This is a genomic window from Synergistaceae bacterium (assembly GCA_031267575.1).
Classification (GTDB): Bacteria; Synergistota; Synergistia; order Synergistales; family Aminobacteriaceae; genus JAIRYN01.
Window position 1 is genome coordinate 1 of record JAIRYN010000059.1, and the last position, 25,476, is coordinate 25,476.

Here is a 25,476-nt window from a genome sequence, read left to right on the forward strand (position 1 = left end):
GAAATGCAGCACTCCTTTTGCTTCGATGCCTTCTTTTCTCAACTCATAGAGATAGTGAGCGAGCTGCAATAGTGCGGACCTTTCCGCACGGCTGCTCTTTTTTACTTCTGACACGATTAGCGCCCCGTCTTTGTCTTGAACGAAGTCGAATTTATTATCGCCAAAAGTGATTTGGTGTTTTTCGCGAGTAAAAGTATTCTGGTCTATCAAGCGTCCGAGAGCAAGGTAGTCGTTATCCGGATTCGGAGCAACACTTCTGGACATTAGCCAAACCTGCCTCTGGCAAATAGAATGATACCAAACTAAGGTACCGCCTATACGCGCTTTCTCAGAGAAAGGCAATCGAAACACTTCCCATTGTGACCATGACTACTCGTCCTCTTGTGAAACCCTTGTGAGAGGTTGAAAACCGGCAATAGAATGATAGATATAGATATGCTCTTCGCTTTCCCCAATCCCAGAGGGGCGGATTATACAGTAATCATCGCCGAAGAACTCCATTTTTTCACTGCCCTTCGTGACAAAATTACCAATTTTATCGCTCCATGCGGTCAAATATTTTTTTGAGACTTCTATAGCATGTTGCTGCAACTTGTTTTGAAGTCTTTTGAAATCTTCACGATTCTGCAAAGACTTGTCCATATCTTTCAATTTATAGATCAACTCATCTAACGTTCCATCTCTATCCACGTAGACCGGCACGTCGTAATTATTTTCCTTAATCAGTGGAGTGTATTCTCCCCACTGGCCGCGTCTGATTTTTTCCCATATCTTATATGAATGAAGCCGCTCTAGAAGTTTTTTGTAATAATCAGCAACGACGTTTTGGACATCTCCATCTCCAAAAGTGGATGTTTTGTCGAGAATTTCCTTGGTGAAGCGCAGAGGAACATCGTCGTACACCATACCGGCAAAAGATTTGGCGCCGCTTCCCTCTTTGTTGAAAAATTCAGCAATAAGGACCAATCCTTCGCCACGAAGCAAGCTGCGATTACACCTTCCCGCAACTTGGATGATGCTGTCGAGAGGCCCGAAATCCCTAAAAACCCAATCAAAATCAAGGTCAACCCCTGCTTCCACAACCTGAGTCGACACCAGATAATGAAGTTCTCCGGCTTTCTGATATTGTTTGATTGTTTTGAGCGTTTTACGCCTATGCTGAGGCGACATCCATCGAGACAGCATATAGACCTTAGCGTCTTTCAATTCTTTCGTAAGGAGCTTAAAGACATCGAGCGCTGATTTTTTGGTATTCATGACAATAAGCCCGGACTTACCTGACAGGAGCCCATGTTCCCTCAACAAGCCAGGCAGATCAGAGACAGTGTATTTCCCCGGCAAAAATTGATATCTGTGGCGTTTAAAGGGAAACTTTATCGGTGGGGCGAGTTCTCGACGCCAGGCTTCGTTTATGATTGCGGGTTGAGTAGCCGTCATGAGAATGAACACCGTGTGCCATCTTTCGTGGATATATTTCAATGCCTTTCCAAACTCATGCCAAAGACGCGGGGCTATTCCTTGTGGTTCGTCCAGAATGACAACTGCTCTACTTAACCTATGAAAATCCATCGTTGCCGAGGCTTTGGGGTTGAAAATTGTTTCCCAAAGGCGCACCATAGTTGTAATGACAACTGGAGAGTTCCAATATCTAAACAAACGGCACATTCGTTTCCAATTATCGCCATTGTCCTGAATATTTTCGCCCTCATCTTCCGCCAGCATCAAACTGTGATCTTCTTGCACCACAGTATCGCCGAAAACGTGTTTGGCAAAGTCGGCGTTCTGCTCGACAATACTAATGAAAGGCAGAGCATAAATTATTGTTTTGTAGTCCAATTTTTCAGCGATGACATGAGCGACGCTGAGTCCGATGTTGGTCTTTCCCGAACCCGTCGGCAACGTCAGGGTGAATATTCCAGACGAGTCGATCTCATATGCGTTTTGTAGACAGGTCTCCGTAACTTTTGTGCGCCATGCGTCCATTTCGTTGCGTTGCGGAAAAGTCTGCTTTCTATATTTCGAGAAATCTTCGAAATGGACGCGCTCGACATTGATTGCGTCCATCCTGTCTCCAGCGACGAGTAGAGACAAAATTGTACGCAACTCGAACCAAATTTTCTGCATTTGCCCATCACTGGGGTCGATCTCATCAATAATATCCAAAAGTTTTTCCCAGCGGTCTTCTTCTATCTCGCTTGGCCATTTGGGTAGCAACGCATTCATCTCGTCGTGTATGTTATCCAGACATTTGTGCTTAGAAAACCAATAGGTAGCGATCTCCTCCCAGTTCTCGATATGGGAGTGATGACGGCGAACAGCCTCGGCACAGAGAAAGAGGCTGAAAAGATCAAGTTCTTCCCCACATGATAGTGTAAAATAGGCGGAGGGAGCGGAATGCTCCACTCTCGCCTTTCCGCCATTGAGCTTTTTTTGAAAATCTGGGTCAGCTTTGCCTAGGTCGTGTGTACAGGCGGCAAGAAACATTTGCTGTTCTAGTTCGATCAATTCATGATGACGCAATAAATCTTGCGCAAATAACGCCGACTGAAGCAGATGATCGTATAATTTTTTCCCTTGGTGGCTCTCCAGATCACCACTCAGGGAACCATGCAACAAATTCGTCCATGCTTCGAGTGACATTGACCGATCCTCGATTCTTCAGAATGAGTTTGTTATCGCCAATATCGGAGTACAAAACCGTTTTGCTTTCCAAAAACGCTCTATCTTCGCTAAGTTTGAAAGGCACGATTTCTTTGAATACTCGAGTCAACTTGGCGGCAAAATCCAATTGAACATCATCGCAAAACGGAAGTACCGTTCCGACGGAAATCACTTTTTCGGAAATCGGAAAATCTTCGAAATAACCTACGTAAGACACCTCGGCAAGAGCATAGGCAACTCCTAAATAGGGAGTATAGACAAAGGAGCTTTTTTCTAGTTTCTCGCGTAGACGTGATTCTATGCCGTTTTTTACGAAAATCCTATATTCGGGGTGAAACACAAATTGGTGTTTTACCTGAATATGGGGTGACTTTTGAGGGTCTTTCGTATTCCAGAAATTGATTGCGGCCCTCAGCCATTGAACGGATTTTTTGATGGATATCGCGACGCTCGTTCCAGAAAAAGCGCTCCAATAAGCGGCGTTAGAGGCGTTTTCCGAGGCATTGTTGTCCAGACCGACGATACTTCCAATCAATCCCGCTACAGCGGTCGGAGGAGGAAACGCGAACGACACCGAGGAAGTCGTGGTATACGGCTTTCTGAACATCGCAATGTCCGACGAACAATCAAAAACGACGGACATGAGTGTTCACCGCTCTTCCTTTTTCAGCCTTTCGCCGAGTTTTTGCTCCAGCAAATTGAGTTGAACAATGTTAAGATCAGAATCATGAACCAACCTAACTGCCTTGATTTCTGGATCGACACGATCGATGGATTTCAGCAGTTTCGATATATCGATCGACAATTCGTCACACGACCTCAGGCACTGTTCCTGATCACTGGAGAGTTCCTCTCCATTTTTTCCACGGAGTGAAATTTTCTCGTCCAATGCCCCGATGATTCCGTCGAATTTTTCCCTGTAGTTGATTTCCATCAATAAACGCGGTTGGTGTCCGACTTTGCTGCGTGTTATGAGATTCGCCGTGCCCCGCCATATCGAATCGAACAAAAAATCCAGGTCCTCATCTGTGGCTCCGGTTGTGACAGAAGCGTATTGGTTTGCGATTGCGTAATCGGCGATCAACGCAAAGGGAACGATGTATTCGTTGCGAAAAGAACGCTGCTTTTTTTCATCTTGTTCATCTTGTTCATCTTTTGCTTTTTTTGCTTTTTTTGTCGCAAAAGCCGCCGTTCCTTGAATCATCATGACTTCAGCCCTATGGAGCGAACGCCCCCATTTGAACTGGACCGGTCCTGTCCACGCGAAAGCTTCTCCTTTACTCTTGCTCTTACCCTCTTTGTCATCTTTATCGTCTTTGCCCAGGGCGAAAGTGACACCAAAAAGTCTTGTATCCACACACCTGGCAAGAGCCTCTTTCCCGCTATCCACTCTAAATTTCGCTTTGAGTTCATTGACCCGCTTCTCTAATGTCTTGGTTTCGCCGTCAACGAACACATCCTTTCCTTCCCTGATCCACTGATCGCGAATCGTGCGTTTAACGCGAACGTCAGAAACGAGAATTCGACCGCTATCGTCGTCATATCTAGGATGGTTTGAGTTTAACGGATCGCCGTTGGGGTTTGCATCCTTCACACTATAAACAAACAGTATCTCTCTACGGTTCTCGAAAGCCATATCAAATTTCCCCCTCGTTGCCAGGATTATTAGGAGTCTCCTGTTTATTGTCTTTTTTATTGTCTTTTTTTTCGAAAATTTTTCCAAAGAAATAATCGGAAGCATTCAAAAACGCTACGGAAAAGGCGAAATTGCCATTTACGCCAAGTCCTGTCTCTCCGCCTCGGATAATCAATTCGCCGGACTTAGCGTAAAGAGACTCTATCATCCCCGCATACCCTACTTTTGTTTCATGGAGCGTTGTTCTTATCAGTATCGGCGCTTTAGCCCAAAGAGCCATGAGGTTACGTTTCTGAAGTCGACCGAAGCGAATCTGTTTGTATAAAGGAGCGGAATCGATAGGTTCTCCAGTGGCGATTTGACTTTTTGCCAATATTCCCAAGGTTATTCCCGCCAGAAATATTCCCTTCCCTTCGTCGGTCTGAAGGTAAGGATCCTTGAAATCACTAAAAAAATCTATATTCATCGTATTCACCCCTCATTGACACGGTAAAAAAAATCTGAAACACGTTGCAGTCTACTCATACTGAGCGCTCCATACTTCGCAACCCAATCACTGTCCGCAAATAATCCTTGCAACCGCGACGTGACAAGGCTTTTCACGGTATATACGTCGATGTTGTCTCCTTTCAGGAGCCGGCCAACAATATCCAGCAAAAAATCTTTCATCACAAGCGTCTCGCCCTTATCTCTTTTGTCTTTTTTGTCACCCTCGTTTTTACCCGCAAGTGACGTGATCGCCATTGTGGTTGAGCTGATTGCCACCGCCAACGTGGAACGATTCGGACGCTCATGCCCCTCGTCTCCCAACGAATCTCCGACATCGGAGCGTTTTGTCGCTTGTACCGAATCTTTCCATAGTTCCTCAATACGCTTCAGTCTAGACGGCGGAACGTCCTCGACCATAAGTAGCAACCGCTCCTGCGCCTGATTTTGCTCCCAAAAGACAAAATGGAAAACAATCTCGTCCTCTTGTTCCAAAACTTTCTCCGAAACAAAGGATTCGTTTTTCAACCCTACCTGAAGAAAATTGACAACGTTTTTGGACGCCCTCTTCAGGTTGGCGTTATTCGACAGCAACTCGGGAATAAGATAAATTCTGACGTTTCTGATGGACTGGGTGTCCAAAAATTTTCTGTCGATAACGCTACGCCCTTCGGAAAGCAACTTGTAACATTGGTCACACACAGGAAAAACTTTCGACTTTGCCGCATCGGAATTATTCATGCCCGGCAAGAAACCTTTTTTGTCGAAAGTCGCGAAGGCAAAAACCTTATCAAGATTAAGTCCGCTCTCCGAATAAGAATGACAAATAGCACACTCGTGCGCCTTTGTTGCTTCATGTTTTTTTAACTTAGCGCCAGACTTTGCGGATTTCGATGTCGACTTGGCCAGTCGCGAACGAAAATAGCCAAGGTAACTTTTAACTTCGACGGGATAAAGAAAATGATCTCCGTCGCATGGCGAAACGATAAGTAGGTAAGATGATTTACTCTCGCTCCAGAGAGAGGCCAGTTCATCCACTCGTTCAACGAGATCATCCATGATTTTATCCACAGCTCCATACGAAAAAATTGCCCTTTCCTCAAAATCCTTCAATGTAGATTTATAAAATTTATAAAACCGACTATTTTTATCGGAACGCCAATCACCTCCTTTCCCTAGCAGTTCTTTGCGCCCATCTTTCACGCCTCTACCCAGCTTATGCACTGGAGAAAAGTGCCATGTCGTATTATTGCCCGGGGGATCTCGGTATAAATATCGACGTTTCATTTTTCTGTCATCCAAGTCATCCGATGCCCCACTCCAAAAATCGGCAAGCTCGATTTTTTTGACGCCTTGCACTTCCAAAGTCTCCGCCTGTGGATCCGTGACGTCGAGACAGACCCATATTTCTTTTCCTCGCAAATGCCCCTGCTGTTTTTTGTCGTCTTCCGCGCCTGGAGATGCCTCAATAATACCCATCGGCATTTCAAGGAATGAATCAATATCCGCAAATTCGCCATCGCCAGAATAACGCTCCAGCTCTAGCTGCCCCAATTCTTTCACCGCGTTTAAGAAGCCCAAGACATCACCCCCTTTCTTGAAATTTAAATCCCTTAACAGGAATTGCATGATGCATCGATCCACACATAACATAAATTTCCATCCCCTTAAGGGGAATTCTGATCTTTGATCGATGGTATAGATTTTATTATGCTATGTATGAAAAATCAAGCGATTTGCTAAAACACGATTTGCTAAAATAATCTCACACATCCCCAGCCGCCACTATTTTTTGCTCCCAGCCCGCAATCGATGCCCATTTGCAGTAGGGGAATCGGGCCTTTCAACACAAATTCTCCCTCCCAGCCCTTGATGGGAAAGTTGCTTCTCTCGTCGAACTTGGCCACTTGCTCCTGAACCCTCCCCACTGGTCTTATCTCTACCTTGCCCTCCGGCAGATGAGGTTCCTGCGCGCGGTGGAACGCGCGGAATTTTTTGACGAGGTTGTTGTGGATTGATTCGGAGAAGTCGGGTGAGGAAGGGTGGAAGTAAACGGTATACTTTCTCCCATCGCCTCGTTGCATCTGCGTGTAGCACGTTATCGGAGAAAGCGTTTTCACGTGAAGCTCCTCCGACGTCACAGTGAGAGGAACCACCTCCACACCCTCGCATACAATCGAGGTATTGCCGATGCGCAGATCCTCATTCTTGAAAGCTCCGCCGACAAATCCATCCAGCGCGTTGGTGATAGGGGTCGAGACGACGAGACGTATCGGCAAGTCATACTCAATCTTTCCCTCGCGCGCTCTCGGTCGCGTCGCGGAAATCGGCCAGCTCATCGCGAAAAGCTTCATCGGTCTCCCGTCCACCCTGTAGCCCTCGTCGTGAAGAAATGCGGAGAACTCCGGTGGCAACAGCTTATACAGAAGGGCCTGAAAAAGATGCAGGTTGACGGCAGGAAGCCTTAAAACATTCGATTCCCGCGAATTGAATTGCAGAGTCAAATGCACAATCCTCACCTCTTTTAAAATTCTTGAGAGTTTAAAGTTTTCGTATAGTAAAGTTAGAGAAGAAAAGCCTCTGTATTGAAAGAATGTAATCGTTCAAACCCTATGCACTCGGAATAGACGTCTAAATAATGCTAAGATGTCGCCAGTGTCCTTCGGGAAGTTTTTTTATCACGCGAGCTTTGCGCCCAACGGGTCGAAAATGCCCAAAAGTTTGCTTTCCTCCTTTTTTTGTTTATTCCCTTTTTTGTTTATTCCCTGCACCACGGCAATGTCGCTTTGGGTCACAAACGCCAAACACAATATGCTATCAGAACGGGCGTCCCCACGGGAAACTATCCGTCGATCTAGAAATAGTAGTCAATCACCGCAGGGTCCGGTGGATAGACCATTGTTATTTCTTCTCGACTAAAGCGCTACGAAGATGATCCTATCGATAAGACCCACCTCTCTCCAGACTGATTTTAGCATGAATCAGCATCGTTGCAATTGAGCATAGAGGAACGCATGAGGAGGCGAAAACACTCTACCCATAAACATTAAAATTTGTCTATTCAGCTAATTACTGAATTATTGAGTCCATTAGTAGAGCAAACTTGTCGCTATGAGGATTTTTATCAGAATAGACTCCGAATTCTTTCTGTTTTTTCTTTGCGGCCTACACGCGAGAATGGACGTGTAGCTTGGCATCCTACCATACTACATGTTATAGTTTTTAATAGAGGAGGGAATGGGCGATGGAGTACAGAAACTTCGATGAACTGATAAGAAAGGCTCAGGATATTTCTCGGCGCCGGCACGGCATCGTGGCAAGGGCAGAGGATAAGTATGTTCTGGAGGCTATAAATCAGCACTGTAGAAATTTTGACGTGCTGATACTTCCCAATATGACGACAGGTAACCTGTTGGGTAAAAGTTTGACCATTAGCGCCCGATCACAAATGGCGGGTATTGTCGTCGGAGCCAGGATCCCCATCGTCGTAACCTCCCGTGCTTCCAGCGCCGAGGAAAAACTCAACTCCATCGCTCTCTCCGCGATAGCCGCGGAATCCACGTTGTCAGGAGGCGACAACCATGAATGAACACATCAATCCCCACGATGTCTTGAACTATCGTTTTTTGTCCTCTCCACGTTTTTCTCCAGACGGAGCGAAGATTGCTTTCTTGGTCCATCAGGCAGATCTGAAAGAAAATCGCTATTTCTCCAACCTCTGGATCTATAACCTCGCGTCGGAGAGGGCGACGCAGCTCACTTCCTCCGGATCTGAAAAAGCCTTCTGTTGGAGCGTGGACGGAACGAAAATTCTCTTAGTCAGCGAACGTGGCCTGAAAGATCCAAAAGAAAAGGAAAACAAGAAAAAAGCGGCACTCTACTCCATTGTTGTCGAGGGTGGCGAGGCTTTACTCTTAGCCCAGATACCGGAGCCGGTCACCGAGCTGTGGGCTCTGGGTGAAGACCAGCTGCTTTTGAAAACCGTCGCAGACCCCGATGAACCTCGATTTGAGGACGCGGACTACATGATCTTTACTCAGATCCCCTTCTGCTCCAACGGAAAGGGTTTCACGGGCCAGAAACGTGCGGCCCTTTCCTCCTACGCCATTTCCACGGCGGACTTGCGGCACCTCTCTCCCGAGGACATGGCCGTGGGACAGACGCGAATTTCCACTGATCGTAAACGCGCCTTGGCGGTGGGAATGGTCTACAAGGACGTGATGCCGGAGACCAGCGGTGTGTGGGAGTTCAACCTGGAAAACGGAGCCGTGACCGCCCTTTTGCCTCAGGAATCCTTCGCTTGGTTCTGTGCCGCTCCTTTTGGAGGTGGGGTTTTGGCGACGGGCACGAACATGAAACATTACGGTAAAAACGAGAACGCCCGTTTCTACCTCAAAGAAGAAACCAAGGAAAAACTCGACTGTTTAACTCCCGAACTGGACAGGGGACTGCGAAGTTCCGTCATCTGTGATTGCCGCTACGGACTCACCGACATGAACCTGGCGTTCTGGGTCGATTCCAGTGCTTCTTCCCCCAGCGCGTGGTTCGTTTCCACGGACGATTATCACGCGCGCCTCCACAGGCTTTGGGCCGATGGGAGCATTGAGCAAGTCACGCAGGAGCTTCGCAGCGTAGACGATTTCGACGTGCGAGGAGATTGCGCCGCGGTGGTGGGTTTGGAGGGGCTTTTTCTTCAGGAACTCTATCTGGTGGAAAACGGTCGAGAACGTCGCCTGACTGACTTCAACCGCGCAATGATAGCCAGTCGCGAACTCAGCGTTCCCGAGTACGTTCACCTGGAAAATGGAACACCCTGGGGACTTGACTGCTGGTATATGCGTCCCGTGGGCTTCGAGGTGGGCAAAAAATATCCGACTCTACTCCACATACACGGCGGACCTAAGATGACGTTCGGCGACGTTTTCGTCCACGAAATGCAGTGCTGGGCCGCGGAGGGCTTCGTTGTGCTATTCTGTAATCCGCGAGGCAGCGACGGCAAGGGCAATGAGTTCGACGACATCCGAGGCAAGTACGGCACCATCGACTACGACGACCTGATGCTATTCACGGATTGGGCGGTGGAGACGCTGCCTTTCGTGGACAAGAATAGGATGGGAGTGACGGGGGGCTCCTATGGAGGTTTTATGACGAACTGGATCGTGGGACACACGGACCGTTTTCGGGCGGCGGTTACCCAGCGCAGTATCTGCAACTGGGTTTCGATGACGGGACTTTCCGACATCGGCCATTATTTCGTGGCGGATCAGCAGGCCGCTGACGTTTGGAGCGATGTCGACAAGCTGTGGTGGCACTCTCCTCTGAAGTACGCCGATCAGATCAAGACTCCTACTTTGGTTATTCACTCCGACGAGGATCATCGCTGTGAGGTATCCCAGGGACTCCAGATGTTTTCGGCGCTGAAGCGTAACGGCGTGGAGAGCAAGATTTGTGTCTTCAAGGGCGAAAACCATGAACTCAGCCGCGGAGGTCGTCCCAAGTCTCGTCTGGCACGGCTCCAAGAGATTATCAAGTGGTTCAAAGAACATTTGTAACATCAATTCAGTAATCGGCGATAATCCTCTGGAAAGTTGATGTTGATGTTGATGTTGATGTTGAAGAAGAAGAAGGGGTTTCGAGAGGAAGAAACGTTTTCTTGCTCTCGAAAAACCCTTTTTATTTTCTCAGCATTCAGGCCGTTTTACACATCGCGCTCTTTAATTATCCTCATAACTCACACTCACGATTTCTACAGTGTGAGAATCTTGTTCGCTCTGTTCAAGGTCTCGACGATTTCAAACATGTTGGAGATTGTTCCGGCTCCAATCTGCTCGGCGATCTGGAAGTGACTGACGCAGGTTCCACAGACGAGGAGAATCACGTCCTTCTTTACTAAGTTCTTCAAGTGATCGCAGGAGGAGGAATCGTAAAGGGCCAGCTTGACTCCCTCGTTCATGAGCGCCACCGCGCAAGGCGGCTCGTCCAACTGCGACAAAGTCCCCAAAAAACTTTTCATCAGGACTTCTCCCAACTGCTGATCGTTGCGCCCAAGGATATTGCAGGTGATGAGGACGGAAAAGGTTTCTTTCGTCGAGGGACAGGGAGCGAACTCTGCACGAGACGGAAGAGGCCAGTCACCGGAGGCTTGGGCAACCGCAGCCGCCGCAGTCTCAATTAAAGCCTGGTCGGGTTGCTCTGATGGCGCTTGCTCTACTTGTCTCCTTGCCGAAATCGTGAGTTGCCCCTCATCGTCTCTCAGTTGAACCCCAAAACCCTTGCTCTCCAGAAAGCGCCGCACGTTGGTGGCCGAGACCGGGTTGTCCAGCAGGACCTCCAACTCCTCCTCGCCCCGATCCACGCAGGTCTTGGTCATGATGACTGGTTCCGGGCACTGTTTACCTCTCGCGTCGATTTTCTTCATTCTGCTCGTTCCTCCCAAATATATTGTTGGTGTTCCTGTTGCTGTTCCTGTTGGGATTCCTGTTGCTGTTCCATGTGATGTTCCGCGTGATTTTATCATTTGGGTTTATTATAGAACGATCGAAGTGAGAGCGACAATCAAGAGAACTTCGATTGTATTATGCTATCGAATTGGCGAGGAGCATCGATAATGAGCGGCAATAATGATGAAAAAAATAATGACGAAAAAATTGATGGAATCGAACGAAAGATGCGCATGATCCCAGGCATGGACATTCTTCTCGAAAAAGAATGGACTATCCCATGGCAGAACGAGCTGGGGCGGGATACGGTCAAGCGAACGTTTAACGAAGAACTGGCGCGTGTCCGGCAGCGCCTTCTGGCGGGAAATGACGCGGATGTCTCGCCGGATACATTGATGGATACATTGATGGATACATTGATGAAAACCCTTGAGTCTCTTTTGAGGGTCAAGGCGCGTCGACATCTGAGGCCAGTCATTAACGTTACGGGAGTGGTGGTGCATACAAACCTGGGACGTTCTTGTCTGGCCCAGGACGCCATTCAGGCGATGCGGGAGGTCGCCCAGGGCTATAGCAATCTGGAGTACGACCTAGAGGAGGGAACACGGGGAAACCGGAATGATCACGTGGAAGCACTCCTTTGCGAACTTTCGAACGCAGAGGCTGCCCTGGTGGTTAACAATAACGCAGGGGCCGTGTTGCTCTGTCTTTCCGCCCTGGCTCAGGGGTTGGAGGTCGTTGTGTCGCGAGGCGAACTCGTGGAAATCGGCGGTTCTTTCCGCATCCCCGACATTATAGTGTCCTCCGGTGCCATCCTGGTGGAGACGGGAACCACTAACAGAACGCACTTGGAGGACTATACCAAGGCCATTACGGAAAAGACATCCCTACTGCTGAAGATTCACCCTTCTAATTTCAGAATGGAGGGTTTCACGGCGGCTCCAGAGAGAAAGGCACTGGCCGCCTTGGCTCACACACAAGGGTTGATCTTCATGGAGGACGCTGGTAGCGGGCTTCTGGTAGAGAAACAAATCCTGGGTCCGGTTTTCGAAGGGGAAACGGACGTGAAAAACTGCCTCCGAGAGGGCGTGGATTTGGTGACGTTCTCCGGAGACAAGTTACTGGGTGGCCCCCAGATCGGCGGTATCGTCGGCAAGAAAAACTTTGTGGACCGGTTGAGGGAACACCCTTTGCTACGGGCCCTTCGCGTGGACAAATTGACCTTGGCGGCCTTCGAGGCTACCCTACGCCTTTATAGAAAGGGCGACTACGACAGGATACCCACTCTGGCCATGCTGCGCCGGACTCCAGAATCCATGAAAAACCAAGCGGAGCGCCTGGCTGAGAAACTTCGCAAAGTAATTGGACCCCAAGCCGAAATTTTGGTCATAGCCGTAGAAGACGCGGTGGGAGGTGGTTCTTGCCCTGCCTTGCCTCTGATGGGTTGGGGCGTCACTGTGACGAAACACCCTAGGGGCAACGCCGGACATTTGCAAAAACTCCTGCGCGACCGAGAGATCCCCATCTTGTGCGGGGCTCGGGAGGATGCCCTGGTGATCCACATGCGGACTCTGCATGCAGCAGGAGAAGGAGAAAAAGAAGCGGAAGGAGAAAGGGAAATTTTGCGAGCCTTTGACGAGCTGAACGCGATGTCAAACGAAAAAAACAAAGAAAACAAAGAAAACTCCCCTGAAAGACAAAACGCAAGATGAGCGAAGAACGGGAAATATCACGGGAAATATCTTTGGTTATCGGCACGGCCGGCCACATCGACCACGGCAAAACGGCGCTGGTAGCCGCTTTGACTGGTGTGGATTGCGATCGGCTGCTGGAGGAAAAGAAGCGAGGCATCACGATCGAGCTGGGTTTCGCTCCATTACGCCTTGAAGACGGTCGCGTCATCAGCGTCATCGACGTCCCAGGTCATGAGCGCTTCATCCGCCAGATGGTAGCGGGCGCGTCGGGCGTGGATGCCGTGTTGTTGGTGGTGGCGGCGGACGAGAGCGTCATGCCTCAGACGCGAGAGCACCTAGCGATTCTGGAGCTTTTGGGCGTCAAAGACGGTCTAATCGCCATCACTAAATCGGACAGGGTCGAACCCGAAATGTTGAAGCTGGTAGAGGAAGACGTGGAAGAGTTTGTCAAGGGGACCTTCCTTCAGGGAAAAAAAATTGTTTCACTCTCGGCCGTGACAGGACAGAACCTCCATGTTCTCCAAAAGGAGCTGATGACCTTGGTGAATCGGGTACACCCGCGCCCGCGAAAAGGAGCGCTGTTTTTGCCCATTGATCGAGCGTTTCCCATATCGGGTTTCGGCACGGTGGTGACGGGGACGGCTTATCGCGGCGTCGTCCATCCGGGAGATGAGGTGGAGGTTTTTCCCACCGGTGGAGATGGAAAAAACGGGAAGAAGCGGGAGGCGAAGATACGAAGCCTTCAAGTTCATGGGCAAACAGTGAAAGAGGCCTATGCCGGACAGCGTGTGGCGGCGAACTTATCCAACATCGCGGTGGACGACCTGGCTCGAGGTGACGTGATCTGCCGCAAGGGCATTTACCTGGACACGCGTTGTTTCGACGCTATTTTGAGGATTCTGCCCTCTGCCGTGGAGCCCGTGAAGCACTGGCAACGGGTTCGCGTCTACATCGGGACCTCCGATGTACTGGCGCGGGTTTCCCTTCTGGAAAGCAAGCGTATCTTGCCCGGCGAAGAGGCTCCGGCTCAGTTAGTGCTGGAGGAGAATGTGGTCTGCATCGCGAATCAACGATTCATCGTCCGGTTTTACAGTCCCCTCGTCACCATCGGCGGCGGTCGAGTGGTCTTTCCCTACGGATGCAAACCTAGAGGTACCGCGGCCCGCGCTCTGATGTCGCGCCGGATACGAGCTCTGGGAGTCTCCACCTCCATCGAGGAACGGTTTTCGCTCTTGGTCGGGCAAGCTGGGATCCTGGATTTCGACCGCGCCTCGGTGCTAGTTCAGGAGTCTCCGGCCGAATTGTCCACCATAGCCGGTCGGGTTCTGAAAAAGGACGAGGTCCTGGAGCTGAAAGGAAACAAGCCCATCTACCTGTCCCCGTCTTTTTTCGAGGAACTGATCTCGACGACGAGGGATATTCTGAGAGCTTATCATAAAACTTACAGTTCGAAGGATGGAATGCTTTTCGACGAACTGGTGTTGTCGGGACTTATTCTCAAAAAAGTGCGAGATGGTAAGGCAGCGCGCTCCCTAATCTCTCTCTTGGTGGAGAAAGGAATCGTTGTCCTGGAAAACGGCAGGGCGCGTCTGCCTGATTTCACGCCCAGGGACGATGAGGTTTTGCGCAAAAACGAAGAAGCTCTTTTCGCTTACTGCCGGAGAAAGGGCTTTCAACCACCCACGCTGGAAGAGGCCCGGACGGAGCTGAAAATGGACCCCCGCGCTTTCTCTCTTTTGATTCAAAGTTTAAAAAATCAAGATTTAAAAAATACCCGCAGGCTTGTGCTGTTGCCAGGCGAGTTTCTGTTGACAAATGAGGTGGAAAATAACATGATAGAAGTCTTGAGAAAAATCGAAAGCGATGTGACCCTCGCCGCCGTTCGCGACGCCACAAACAGTAGCCGTAAGTTTATCCTTCCTATTCTGGAGTACTTCGACTCCCAGGGCCACACGCGCCGGGTGGGAGATATCCGCGTCGTGAAGGGACGGTAGAGCCGGTGTTCGTGTTCAAGGGAGACAAGCTGTTGGCGCAGGGTGATTTTTGTGAGCTGGAGAGCCCAACCTCGAACGTGGTGAGAGATTCCCGTCAGCTTCCACCTGCTTGGCAGGACTTATCCTTACCCACTTGGTGCGAAGTGAAGGAATGGGAAGAGAACCTAGTGTGCGAAAATGAATGGGTGGACCTGCGGGATGTCTGGCAGAGGTGGGGGGAGGAGACCTTTGCTCGGGCAGGAACGGCCTATCAATACATGAACTGGCTGCGACACTCTCGGTTCTGCTCCAGTTGCGGCGCCCCCTTGTCACCGAAGGAGGAAGAGCGAGGGTTGCGGTGCGAGAACTGCGGCCGTGTGATTTACGCCCCCCTTCACCCGGCGGTGATCGTCGCCGTGGAACGCGACGGAAAGCTCCTTCTCGCCCACAACACCCGTATGCCATCGAGGCGCTACAGCGTCATTGCGGGGTTTGTTGAGCCTGGTGAGTCTCTGGAACAGACAGTGCGGCGGGAGATTATGGAGGAGGTTGGGATAGAAGTCCAGGATGTTCGCTATTTTGGAAGCCAGCCGTGGCCTTTTCCTTGCTCGCTGATGTTAGGTTTCACCGCACGATGGAAGAACGGGGATTTGTGCCCCGATGGTGTGGAGTTGGACGACGCTGGCTGGTTCGCCCCCAACGAGTTCCCCGACATCCCACCAGCCCTCAGCATCTCACGAAAGCTCATCGACGACTTCGCTCGGCGGATGAAAAGTATATAATATTGAATATATAACAGTAAGGGAGGTCGGTTGTAACATGAAATTTAGTGGTGTTTTTATGTGGTGCGCGGTGGCGATTATTCTGTTTTCGATGAACACGCAGGCGTTTGCGGCGGATATTCCCAATGTATACAAATACCAGCTCGGAGCCTTTGAAGTGATTCTTTTGTCCGAGGGGCAGTCCCAGGGAAGCGGCGGAACCCTCATCGGAACCGACGATGAAATGATGAAAAAATACATGCCCAGCGGGACTTACCCTACGGCGGTCAACACTTTTCTCGTTCGCACGCCGGACCGGGTAGTTCTCATCGACACAGGATTCGGGAGAGAGCTTTTCAAAAACATGAAAAGCGTCGGTGTAGAGCCAGAATTGATCGACGCTGTTTTATTGACTCACATGCACGGCGACCACATCGGCGGCTTGTTGACCGAGGAGAACAAACTCGCCTTTCCCAATGCCAAACTCTACCTGGCGCGGCAGGAGCGCGACTACTGGGCCAGCGAGGAAATCATGAAGACCTTCCCGGAAGACCGGCAGGGTGGTTTTCAGAACAGCCAAAAAGCGCTAACGGCCTATGGCAACGCCGTACAGACCTTCGACCCCCGTGGGATCGATGTCGAACCGGAGTTTCTTCTGCCCGGCATCAAAACCATCGCGGCTTTTGGTCATACGCCTGGTCACACGCTTTATATGATAGAGTCCGATGGGGTAAGGCTTCTGATTTGGGGGGACCTGACTCATGCTATGGCGATTCAGATGCCCGTGCCACAGGTGGCTATGACATACGACGTTAACCCAGAGGAAGCTGTGGCCTCACGGTTGACCGTTCTGAAATACGTCTCGGAGGAAAAAATTCCCGTGGCGGGAATGCACGTTCCCTACCCCGGCGTAGGAGAGATTACCCCCAACCCAGAAAGCGGCTACACTTTTACGGCCTCTGCCCCATAGTGATCGGCAAAAAACGTCACGACGAGCGACGAGGTTGTTGGAGAAATTGTTTTGAGACGGGAAATCCATTGTCCGGAACGGTACGATGTTGCCCTAAAGTAAAAATCATCAATATGAAAACCGTCGAAGTGTTGTCGAAGTGTTAATAAAAAACACGCGCAAGGCGTTCTTGCGAACGAAAACAACCGTAGAAGAACAAATCGCGCGTGATATGCCTGATCCGTAGCGGACAGTGAGATATCTCTTAGCCCTGTTGGCTCCAGTACTCCGCTCTCAGCATATCCGCCGAGGCCAGAGGAGCTTGAAGGTGTTGTAGGGGAACGCTGCCTCCCACCAGCAGGTCGCCGTGTCCCAGAAGGTATTGCGCCTGCCCCACTCCCTCTCCCAGAATGATCTGGCTGTTGGCTTGGCTGGTCACCTTCAACGCAACGCGTAGTTGCAGATTCGCCTTATGCCTGTTACCACCTTGGCGTCGGGGCGCTGGGTCACCAGAATCAGGTGTATCCCGGCGGCTCGGCCAGATCCACCCAGAAGACCCTGCCGTCGATGTCCAAGCCTAGGAGAAACGTGGCTTCGGATTTCGGGCGAGTCGGAGCGGCCATTTTCATCATATCGACCAAATCGACCAAACTCAGGGGTTGACGGACGCTTCGGGGCACGTCCACGCTGACATAATCGCTCTGTGCCTGAATCAGCGACGGAGAGGGTAAGGCAGAGGGTAAGGCAAGGGTGTAAACAGTTCGATTGAAATATGACTGAATCTATGTTAATATACATAATTATGAATAAATTAGAGTAGTTGTCGCTATTGCTTCGGGAGTGGACGTGTCCGCAATGCGGCGTACATCGTGACCGAGACGTGAACGCAACGATCAATTTAAGAAATTACGCCGTGAGTTCCGCGGTGTTAGCTTGTGGAGAGGAAAGCTCTGGCCATCGTCACGAGATGGTGGTGAAACTGGCCTCAGTGAAGCAGGAAGTCAGCTTTGAATCTGTTTAGACAGATTTGAATGGGTCTGACGGAACGGCAACCTGTAGGTCCTATGAAACGTGGGCCTTTAATGTTCCTTTGCCTTCCACGATCACGATGAGGCGATGCTGACGCAGCGCTTCCAGCAGTTGGGTTATGCGCTTTTGTCCTTTGCCTTGCTTTTGCCTTTTGTCTCGCGCCGTCTTCTCCTCATCCTATGGCTCCGTTTTCGGCACTGGGGAGCTCGGCGCTTTGGAGGCGTGACGTTCTCCCCAGTCTTTGTCGCACTGCGCGTCGTAGGGGCAGTCCCGGCACAAGAAAGAATCGGCCGCGACTGGAAGGGGAAGGCGCTTCTCCAGCACCTGTCGTGTTACGCGAAAAAGAGGGGGCAAGTTATTCATCATCGTTTTCACATCTGAGGCGACGACGTCGATAGGGGCTTCATCCTCCAAGTAGATCAGCTTGATGGAGGGGACGATGCTCGTCGCGACGAAGACAAGCCATGCGTAGACTAGAGTTTGCGACAGCTCCACCGTAACATCCGAGGACTCGAAACATTTGAACTCGAACAAAACCGTTTCAGTCGCGTCAGGATTGAAAAGCAGGCCGTCGTACCGGCCGCTCACCAAAAGCGTCTGTCCGTCGGGATAAAGATAGGTGGCGTACAAAGTCTTTTCAGGCTGATGGAACACCTTGCCCATGCATTTTTCAGGAGAGGCGAACAGCGAGGGAATACATGACAGAAAGTTTGCCAAGTACCCGACCCAGAGATCCGTGGCCTTCGCAAGTGCCATAATCTGTTTGTCGAGCAACTTAGCGCTGTTATTTGCCAGAAAAGGATTGAAATAATACGTGCGAACCATTTTTTCCAGCCGTTCTTTCAAGTTCAAGTCGGAAGACGCGTCCTGGAAAACTTCCGCCAACGCCGCGCGCTGAGGAGAGTCGGGGCTCGCGGCGCTCGCGTGAAAAGCGCCGGTAATGGCCTTGTGAAACAGCTTCCCGTAGCTGATGTTGCTCCCCCTAATTCCCACCGCCCAAGCGTTCTGTCGACCATTTTTCAAATAGGCCAACAATCTTGGACAACGTTGACAAAGGTGCAACTCGGTCGCCGTCGCTTTTAGGACCGTCAGAACATCCACCTCGTTCTTGTTCATTTGATTCCTCCATCCAGCTAGGAAACGCTCCAGCCAGGAAACGCTCAGTCGCTCAACAACTGTACGAAACTGCCATCACCGGACAAGTACAAAGCGAAGACGTCGTTTTGTTGCCGAATGAACTCCAACAACCCTTCATACGTCACCGCTACACTCTGGCCGGATAAACGACCGAACAAGAGATCCACTTTCATGAGATGCATGGGAACGTCGAGAAGACTTTCCCGGATTCTTCCTACCAACTCATCCACCTCGGGAGGAGAGATCGTCCTGTCGAACAAGGGGAGATTTTCATTTTTTCCCTTTTTCGTTTGGATATTTTTTCCTCTACTTTTTTCTTTACTCCAAGGATCCATCGCCATCGGGTCGAGTTCCAAAAGGTTTTTATCAAAAGCCTGTTTCAAATGCAGTGAGAATTCCTCGTTTCCGACAGTACGCTCTCCGTCAAAGGACAGGAAGGTGACATCCCCATTGTTCAGCTTGGAGCGAAGAGAGGTCAAAGCGTACCAGCTCGTCGCCTGTCCTCGGTCCAAAAAGAGCGTGATACCCTTCAATTGTTTGAATTTTCCCAGTTCATCATGCACCGTTTTCCAGCGCTCTGGACCACGAAAAACACAACGTCTGTCGCTAATGTAGTAACAAACCCTTCCGGGATACGTTTCTAAAAAAGAAACACCTCGTCTCAGAGCGGCTCTCACCGTCTGGTTGTGCTCCGCCGTGTTGACAATAAAAGCGCAGTCTTTTTTAGCGTTTTCCTCGATACACTGCCCTATCAGAGAGACAAATTTGTGATCCTTCGGACGCTTGATGCCTTCAAAGGACGCGTGATTAGTCAAGTAGGCCTCAAGAGCGTACACAAGACGTCCAGCGTCTGGAGGCCACATGTCAAAGTCGGCCGCCACTTTGTCATATTCCTCCCGATAAGCCTTGTCTAAAATTTCCGTGACAGAAGACATTGGCACGATTTCCCCTCGATGAATAACGACGTGATTGGCGAGTTCCAGAATCGTTCGTGGCGAATAACCACGTTCCAGTTTTCCCTCCAGTCGTTCGAGGAGCCACTCCACCTTGCTTTCCGCGTTTTCTGAGTATAGCGAGGTTATACGGGCCCGTATTAGGTCGCGCGCCTGTTCCAACGAACAACCTTCGAGGAAAAGCCTGTTTCCTTCAAAACGCTGCACGACGGCGTCATCTAGGCCTTCCGTTTTTATTTTGAAACGCCGTCTCCAACTGGCATCCCTCAGAAAGGCCAAAGGTAACAGGCTAAACGTGTCGTTGATGACAAAAGCGACGGCCTTGCCCCATGCGTTGATTAAAACGGAATCCTCCATACCATCGAGTTGATCGAAGCAGATGACCGTGGGCATTTTGCAGTAATCGAGAACGAGGCCCAGAGAAAGAATCAGCTCCCGCGCTTCCCACTCCAACTCACGAGGGGACATGTTGTAGCGGTCTTCCACACGCAAAAGACTGTGATGGTCGTCGTCTATGTTGCCCTGAAGCCACCTTTCGGCCGCGTGACGTCTCTCCTCGTCACGCGGATCATAATAGGCGAAAAGGGCTTTCAAAAAATCCACACGGACACCCGCCAGCAACGTCTGAAAATGTTGAATGCCTTCCGTGCTGTCGAAGTGCAAACTCCCCTTTGCCACATTGTGCTCACGGTAGATGTTCATCATCTTATTGACGATGAAATCGAATTGGCTGATCCCGTCGTTACAGCTTCGTCTCAAATTGAGAAAAATCTCTCGCCACAGTTCTCGAAACACTCTTTCAGGCGTCTCAAAAGCTCTAACGTAAACAAAAATAGCGTCGATATTACTTTGTTTGATCCGGGAGAGGATCCGCTTCAGCATATGCGTTTTGCCAGACCCGGCTTCCCCCAAAATCAAACCGGCCATAGGATTTCGGAGATGTTGCGCCTTGTTTTGCACAAGATGAAAAACTTGGTCGCACACGTCTTTATTCAAGGAATAAATGTCGGGCGACGCGTTGTCCCATGGGTTTGCCGCCGCGTTAGAAGAAAATGGGTTATTGTTCAACAGTTCTTCTCGAATATCCATGACTTCTTCTCCAATATACATGACTTCTTCTCGAATATCCATGAGTTTTTCTCGAATATCCATGATGATCCCGTCTTAAATCACTTCTTCCAGGTGATGGTTCCCATACGAAAGCCGTTTTTATCGACAAAACCATCCGCGATCTCATCCGCCGTCATGGTCGTGGTATCTCCCGCATGCAGTTGAATCGTTCCGGCGTTGCGCAGCTTCTGCAATATGGTGTCGAAAACATCACGAGACCAGCCAAGGCGCCGGCGTAACACATAGATATCCACGAAGACCTCCCCACGCTCCAACTCCCAAAAAGCCGTGTGGAACTGTTCGGCTCTTTGTTCTTCGTTTTTTGGTTCTTCTTTTGGTTCTTCTGTGTTCCGCGGCGCTTTGGCACTCACGCGGTACAGGCAGGGCAACTGGGTCTTGCTCAATTTGATCTGGACTAAACCCTTGTCCACCAAGACATTGATGGGTTCGTGTAACATATCTTTTTTGATCGGAACCTTTTTTCCAAATTGACCAACCGACTCGCCGCCTTTGATGCTCAACGCGTGCAAAACCGTCTCATCAAGCGGCTGTACCAAGCAAAGATAAAGAGACTTCCCCTTTTTTCGGATCTCAATCTTCTCCCCCAGATACGGCCCAATGTTTTTCTCTATTTCATTTGGCTTCGATTTACTATTGAGCCCCAACGCTTTTCTCAATGGCGATGGCGCGGTCAATCCGCTCAGGAGAATAAAATCCACCTTCTTGTTTCGCAAAAATTCTACCAACCGTTCTGTGATGTTCTGTTCCATCGTACATGAACCTCCTCTTTTATTCCACTTTTTTTATTCTACGGTAGGGAAAACTTCCACTAGTTATCTTTTGAGTTTGTGCGTAATCCATTGAAAAATTTTCAACCTCCCAAGCTCGAACAAAAACTCTTCGTCCGCAAAACCCTTGCGTCGGGCACTCTGCGTCTATGGTATCATGAAGAGATAATAATATTTTCGGATCATAGGAGAAGGTGGTAGACGTGTCCGTCATAGCGGTCGTCGGGTCGTTGAATATGGATCTGGTCATTTGTGCGCCTCGTCAGCCGCTTTTGGGGGAAACTCTCATGGGGCGCTCGTTCGGGACCACAGGAGGAGGTAAGGGGTCCAATCAGGCTTTAGCTTGTTCCAGGCTGGGAGCAGAGTCCCATATGATTGGCTGTGTCGGAGACGATGATTTTGGCGTGAGATTGCGCAGCACCCTCATGGAAGGGAAAGTCGATTGTAGCCATCTGGAGGTATCGAGAGAAGCGGGGACCGGCGTGGCGGTCATTACGGTGACCGACGCGGGGGATAATACGATCGTCCTGGCGACGGGGGCCAATGCCCTCGTCAACGAGAAGACCATCGAACGCGCCTCCGACACTTTCAAAAAGGCCGACGCGGCGCTTTTCCAGTTAGAAATTCCCGTCGCGGCGGTGATGGCGGGGTTGGCCTTTGCCCGAAAAACGGGGTGTAAAACAGTCCTCACCCCAGCCCCAGCCACGGACCTTCCGCCCTCGCTCTGGCCGATGGTCGATTATCTTGTGTTAAACGAAACGGAACTCGCTTTTTACGCCTCGAAGGCAGAGGGAATGGGGGACAGCGCCAACACGGCCGATGCCGCGAGACGCCTGGTGAAGGCGGGCACAAAGGGAGTTGTTGTAGCCCGCGGCGCTCAGGGAGGGCTAGTCGTGACGAAGGACAGAACTTTTGCCTACGCGCCGTTCAAAGTGGACGCTCTAGATTCCACCGGGGCTGGCGACGCGTTTTGCGCTGGGATGATCGTGGGGCTGTCAGAAGGAATGTCCTTCGAACAAGCAGCGCGCTTCGCCTCCGCGTCCGGAGCTTTGGCTTGCACTCGATTCGGTGCTCACCCCTCTCTGCCTTGGCGGCACGAGGTGGAGGCGTTGCTCGAACGAAGCCCTGACTGGAAATAGCACTAATGGGGCGCGTGTTCGTTTTTGTGAGGGGAGCTAAAAATGGCTGACATTCAAAATTTGGAGTTCAAAAACATGCTGCCGGGTCAGGGGGAGGCGGTATGCGATCTGGTACGGCAGGTCCTGGACAAACAAGTCCTGGACAAACAAGAGGAAAAAGACTTTACCCCCTTGGGACGGGTGGCTCTGGATCGCTATGCCTCGCCGGAGGCGTTGGAGCACAGGGGCAGCTTGGGGTATGTTCACGAGCTGGCCTACGTGTCAGAGGTTTTGGTTGGAATGATCGAGCTGAGAGGGCCAGACCGGATTTCCATGCTCTATATCCACCCCAACTACGCTAATAAAGGCTTGGGCTCGCGGTTGGTCACCCGGGCGGTGGCGCGTTGCGCGGCGATCGCGCCGAAAACGAGGTACATGACCGTTTACGCTACCGATAGCGCGGCGAATTTTTACGAGAGGGCCGGATTTGTCCGCAGCGGGGCACGAAAAGAAAGTAACGGGGTATTCTCCATTCCCTACAGACTCGATGTGAAGGTCAAGGGCAAAGCCGTGCCCGCAAAGCTCTATGGCAGCCCGGTGGAGCTTTTTGTCTTCACGGGCACGGGGAATAGCCTCTTGATCGCCCAGACCGTGGCGGAGACACTGAGACAGGAAGGAAAGCCGGTTCATCTGCGTAGTATGGATACGCCCTGTCCCGACATCTTGCACGAGGAATCCGCCGTGGGGCTGGCTTTCCCCGTCGCTTGCTTTTCCACGTACCCGACGGTGTGGCGTTTCGTGGAGTCCATGCCGATGGGCGCGGGCCGCGAGGTCTTCATGCTGGGCACGTGCGGGGGAGCTGCGGTGGGTATGCAGGGTCCTCTGCGCAAGTCTCTCCTAAAAAAAGGTTATAAGCCTGTAGCGGCCGGAATTTTTGTCATGCCGGGAAACTACAACAACAAGACTCTGTTGCTCGAAAAGAACACCGCTCGCATCGAAAAAGCTACACTAGAAGCTCGCTCCTTCGCCTACGACCTTTTGAAAGGCGGAAGGAGATGGGGCGAGGGTATTCCTCTTGTCTCTTCCCTGGGCTACAACTTGGGTCAGACGCGAAAGCCCTGGGATTTTTTCTACAAAATTTTCCCCATCGCGGCGGATTTTGCCAAATGCATTCGGTGCAGACGTTGCATCGACGAGTGTCCTGCAAAAGCCATCCTAATGGAGGATTCGGGACCGGTCATCAATCCCAAAGTTTGTGAGTCGTGCCAGCGTTGCGTGGGTTTTTGCCCTACCGGCGCCATGCACGTTCCCGGCAAGCCCGCCGAGCCCTACAGAGCCATGAGCTACGAGGATTTCAAGGCAGCGTTCAGGTAAAAAGGCAGCGTTCAGGTAAAAAGTAAAAAACCGTTCGAGTCCTGTGAAGAGAAAGCCAGTCAGGGTCCGAACGGTTAATTTTAACTTTTTCCTTAAACTCTTTTTGAAGAGGCGTTTGATTTTTGATTAAAAGAGGCGTTTGGTTTTTGATTAAAGAGGTGTTTGGGGTTTCAATCCCTTCCAGGCCATGAGCCACGAGAGAGCGACAAGGGTTTTCGCGTCCCTTACCCTGCCCTCCGCCAAAAGAGCGGGGATTTCCTCATAGCAAACCTCCACCATTTGGACATCCTCGTCGTCATCTTGAGGCAAGCTGGAAGCCCGCAGATCTGTGGCGAGGAAAAGCGTCAGCTCCTCCGTACAATAGCCTGGGGAGACGTAAAAATGCCCTATTTCCCGCAAATCGCTGGGGAAATACCCCAGTTCTTCCTGCATCTCGCGAGCAGCAGCCTCTTTCAGGTCTTCGCCCTCCTCCGCGAGACCCGCGCAGACCTCCAACATCTCCTCCCCGACCCCATAACGGAACTGGCGAACCAGGAGCGCGCCGTCTTTCGTCAAAGCTAGAACACACACGGCCGGACCGTGTTCTACCACTTCGCGTTTCGTTTTGCGCCCGCTGGGCATCTCCACCTCATCGACCCGCAGGCTCAAAATATGCCCTGCATAAACCTTACGGCTCGTAAGCACCCGTTCCATCGTAGTTCGTTTCATCGTTTGTTTTGTTGTTCGTTTCGTTGTTCGTTTCGCGGATTAGCTTAAGGTAGGGGGCTTTGCTTGAAAATCGAGTAACCCTCGTCGAAAGCCTGAACGTTCATGTCCGCGATCTTTCCCGCGGGGAAATGGTCGCGGATCGCCTTACGGATCGAGTCCGACGACGCGACTTTTTCTAAATCCAAAACGCGCCCCACGCAGCCCAGAGCCACCATGTTAGTGACAATTTCCCTGCCCAGCTTCTCGCGCGCGGTACGTACGATGGGCAAGGTGTAGACCCTGGCGTCGATATTGCGCATCTCCTCCATGCTTCCGCCTCCGTAGGTCGTGTTCATTCCGGGTAGGTCCATGACGAAAAAGTCGTCATACACAATCCGACCCCCAGGGGTTGTATCGGACGAAAATTCCTCCGCCGCGGCCTGGGTTAAGATCACCTGGAGGTTCGGGGCCATCACCTTGGGATAGTCTATGAGGTTCCGGGAGACAACCACTTCGGCTTTCGATTTGCCGCCCCGGGCTTCCGGGCCGTAGGCCTGAGACTGGACCACGTAGAGCCCCTCTTCGTAATGGGTGATGGCCTGTCCGATCAATTCTGTGGCGAGGATCACCCCTTGGCCGCCAGAGCCCGCGATGCGAATCTCGAATCTTTCGTTCGCCAT

22 protein-coding genes and 1 pseudogene are annotated in these 25,476 nt (G+C 50.8%); 9 read left to right on the forward strand and 14 right to left on the reverse strand.

Going from position 1 to position 25,476, the window contains the following annotated elements; all coding sequences use genetic code 11:
- The 6 genes and pseudogenes from LBJ36_10165 to cas6 form a co-directional block, all read right to left on the reverse strand.
- Nucleotides 1-351 (reverse strand): CRISPR-associated protein Cas4 (locus LBJ36_10165; GenBank protein MDR1379398.1); only part of this gene is annotated, 351 nt, incomplete at its 3' end.
- An 18-nt stretch (nt 352-369) separates the two neighbouring features.
- On the reverse strand, nt 370-2,640 hold the full coding sequence (gene cas3 / locus LBJ36_10170; GenBank protein ID MDR1379399.1) for a CRISPR-associated helicase Cas3': 2,271 nt from the start codon (nt 2,638-2,640) through the stop codon (nt 370-372).
- On the reverse strand, nt 2,591-3,304 hold the full coding sequence (gene cas5b, locus LBJ36_10175) for a type I-B CRISPR-associated protein Cas5b (protein ID MDR1379400.1): 714 nt from the start codon (nt 3,302-3,304) through the stop codon (nt 2,591-2,593). Before cas5b ends, cas3 begins: the two co-directional genes overlap by 50 nt.
- A 6-nt stretch (nt 3,305-3,310) precedes the next feature.
- Nucleotides 3,311-4,297 (reverse strand): type I-B CRISPR-associated protein Cas7/Csh2, encoded by a 987-nt coding sequence (gene cas7b, locus LBJ36_10180; protein ID MDR1379401.1) that lies wholly within the window; start codon nt 4,295-4,297, stop codon nt 3,311-3,313.
- Between the two features lies 1 nt (nt 4,298).
- A pseudogene (locus LBJ36_10185) lies at nt 4,299-6,412 on the reverse strand (TM1802 family CRISPR-associated protein).
- 125 nt (nt 6,413-6,537) lie between these two features.
- Nucleotides 6,538-7,293, reverse strand: coding sequence for a CRISPR-associated endoribonuclease Cas6 (gene cas6 / locus LBJ36_10190; protein MDR1379402.1), 756 nt, complete (start codon nt 7,291-7,293; stop codon nt 6,538-6,540).
- A gap of 734 nt (nt 7,294-8,027) precedes the next feature.
- Here cas6 and LBJ36_10195 point away from each other — a divergent pair.
- Nucleotides 8,028-8,372 (forward strand): hypothetical protein, encoded by a 345-nt coding sequence (locus LBJ36_10195; GenBank protein MDR1379403.1) that lies wholly within the window; start codon nt 8,028-8,030, stop codon nt 8,370-8,372.
- Nucleotides 8,365-10,335 carry a S9 family peptidase gene (locus LBJ36_10200; GenBank protein MDR1379404.1) on the forward strand — a complete coding sequence of 657 codons (1,971 nt, stop codon included), beginning with the start codon at nt 8,365-8,367 and terminating at the stop codon, nt 10,333-10,335. The genes LBJ36_10195 and LBJ36_10200 overlap by 8 nt, the downstream gene beginning before the upstream one ends.
- Nucleotides 10,336-10,529: 194 nt before the next feature.
- Here the strand turns inward: LBJ36_10200 and yedF are convergent, their stop codons facing one another.
- Nucleotides 10,530-11,201 (reverse strand): sulfurtransferase-like selenium metabolism protein YedF, encoded by a 672-nt coding sequence (gene yedF / locus LBJ36_10205; protein MDR1379405.1) that lies wholly within the window; start codon nt 11,199-11,201, stop codon nt 10,530-10,532.
- A 189-nt stretch (nt 11,202-11,390) separates the two neighbouring features.
- On the opposite strand from yedF, the gene selA reads away from it, so the two are divergent.
- The 4 genes from selA to LBJ36_10225 are packed head-to-tail and all read left to right on the forward strand — an operon-like array spanning nt 11,391 to nt 16,621.
- Entirely contained in the window at nt 11,391-12,935 is a 1,545-nt protein-coding gene (selA, locus tag LBJ36_10210) for an L-seryl-tRNA(Sec) selenium transferase (protein MDR1379406.1), read from the forward strand.
- Entirely contained in the window at nt 12,932-14,911 is a 1,980-nt protein-coding gene (gene selB, locus LBJ36_10215; protein ID MDR1379407.1) for a selenocysteine-specific translation elongation factor, read from the forward strand. Before selA ends, selB begins: the two co-directional genes overlap by 4 nt.
- A gap of 5 nt (nt 14,912-14,916) precedes the next feature.
- The gene (gene nudC, locus LBJ36_10220) at nt 14,917-15,672 is read left to right on the forward strand and encodes an NAD(+) diphosphatase (protein MDR1379408.1); all 756 of its coding nucleotides are present in this window, start codon (nt 14,917-14,919) and stop codon (nt 15,670-15,672) included.
- Nucleotides 15,673-15,709: 37 nt separating this feature from the next.
- A complete protein-coding gene (locus LBJ36_10225; protein MDR1379409.1) occupies nt 15,710-16,621 on the forward strand; it encodes an MBL fold metallo-hydrolase in 912 nt (303 codons plus the stop codon).
- A gap of 244 nt (nt 16,622-16,865) precedes the next feature.
- Here LBJ36_10225 and LBJ36_10230 read toward each other — a convergent pair whose 3' ends face one another.
- Nucleotides 16,866-17,045, reverse strand: a complete 180-nt coding sequence (locus LBJ36_10230) for a hypothetical protein (protein MDR1379410.1) — start codon at nt 17,043-17,045, stop codon at nt 16,866-16,868.
- A 70-nt stretch (nt 17,046-17,115) separates the two neighbouring features.
- Nucleotides 17,116-17,280, reverse strand: a complete 165-nt coding sequence (locus LBJ36_10235; GenBank protein ID MDR1379411.1) for a hypothetical protein — start codon at nt 17,278-17,280, stop codon at nt 17,116-17,118.
- 149 nt (nt 17,281-17,429) lie between these two features.
- Between LBJ36_10235 and LBJ36_10240 the strand changes: the two genes are divergently transcribed.
- Nucleotides 17,430-17,621 carry a transposase gene (locus LBJ36_10240; protein ID MDR1379412.1) on the forward strand — a complete coding sequence of 64 codons (192 nt, stop codon included), beginning with the start codon at nt 17,430-17,432 and terminating at the stop codon, nt 17,619-17,621.
- A gap of 185 nt (nt 17,622-17,806) precedes the next feature.
- On the opposite strand, the gene LBJ36_10245 is transcribed toward LBJ36_10240, so the two are convergent.
- Genes LBJ36_10245 through LBJ36_10255 form a run of 3 tightly spaced genes read right to left on the reverse strand, consistent with a single transcriptional unit; the run spans nt 17,807 to nt 21,599 of the window.
- On the reverse strand, nt 17,807-18,745 hold the full coding sequence (locus tag LBJ36_10245; GenBank protein MDR1379413.1) for a PD-(D/E)XK nuclease family protein: 939 nt from the start codon (nt 18,743-18,745) through the stop codon (nt 17,807-17,809).
- Nucleotides 18,746-18,789: 44 nt separating this feature from the next.
- Nucleotides 18,790-20,871, reverse strand: coding sequence for an ATP-binding protein (locus tag LBJ36_10250; GenBank protein ID MDR1379414.1), 2,082 nt, complete (start codon nt 20,869-20,871; stop codon nt 18,790-18,792).
- Between the two features lie 17 nt (nt 20,872-20,888).
- The gene (locus LBJ36_10255) at nt 20,889-21,599 is read right to left on the reverse strand and encodes a hypothetical protein (GenBank protein MDR1379415.1); all 711 of its coding nucleotides are present in this window, start codon (nt 21,597-21,599) and stop codon (nt 20,889-20,891) included.
- Between the two features lie 221 nt (nt 21,600-21,820).
- Here LBJ36_10255 and LBJ36_10260 point away from each other — a divergent pair, with 221 nt between their 5' ends.
- Both LBJ36_10260 and LBJ36_10265 read left to right on the forward strand, forming a co-directional pair.
- Nucleotides 21,821-22,756 (forward strand): ribokinase, encoded by a 936-nt coding sequence (locus LBJ36_10260; GenBank protein ID MDR1379416.1) that lies wholly within the window; start codon nt 21,821-21,823, stop codon nt 22,754-22,756.
- A 42-nt stretch (nt 22,757-22,798) separates the two neighbouring features.
- Nucleotides 22,799-24,109, forward strand: coding sequence for an EFR1 family ferrodoxin (locus LBJ36_10265; GenBank protein MDR1379417.1), 1,311 nt, complete (start codon nt 22,799-22,801; stop codon nt 24,107-24,109).
- 150 nt (nt 24,110-24,259) lie between these two features.
- Here the strand turns inward: LBJ36_10265 and LBJ36_10270 are convergent, their stop codons facing one another.
- Both LBJ36_10270 and LBJ36_10275 read right to left on the reverse strand, forming a co-directional pair.
- On the reverse strand, nt 24,260-24,817 hold the full coding sequence (locus LBJ36_10270; GenBank protein ID MDR1379418.1) for an NUDIX hydrolase: 558 nt from the start codon (nt 24,815-24,817) through the stop codon (nt 24,260-24,262).
- Between the two features lie 44 nt (nt 24,818-24,861).
- Nucleotides 24,862-25,476, reverse strand: coding sequence for a 2-oxoacid:acceptor oxidoreductase family protein (locus tag LBJ36_10275; protein ID MDR1379419.1), 615 nt, complete (start codon nt 25,474-25,476; stop codon nt 24,862-24,864).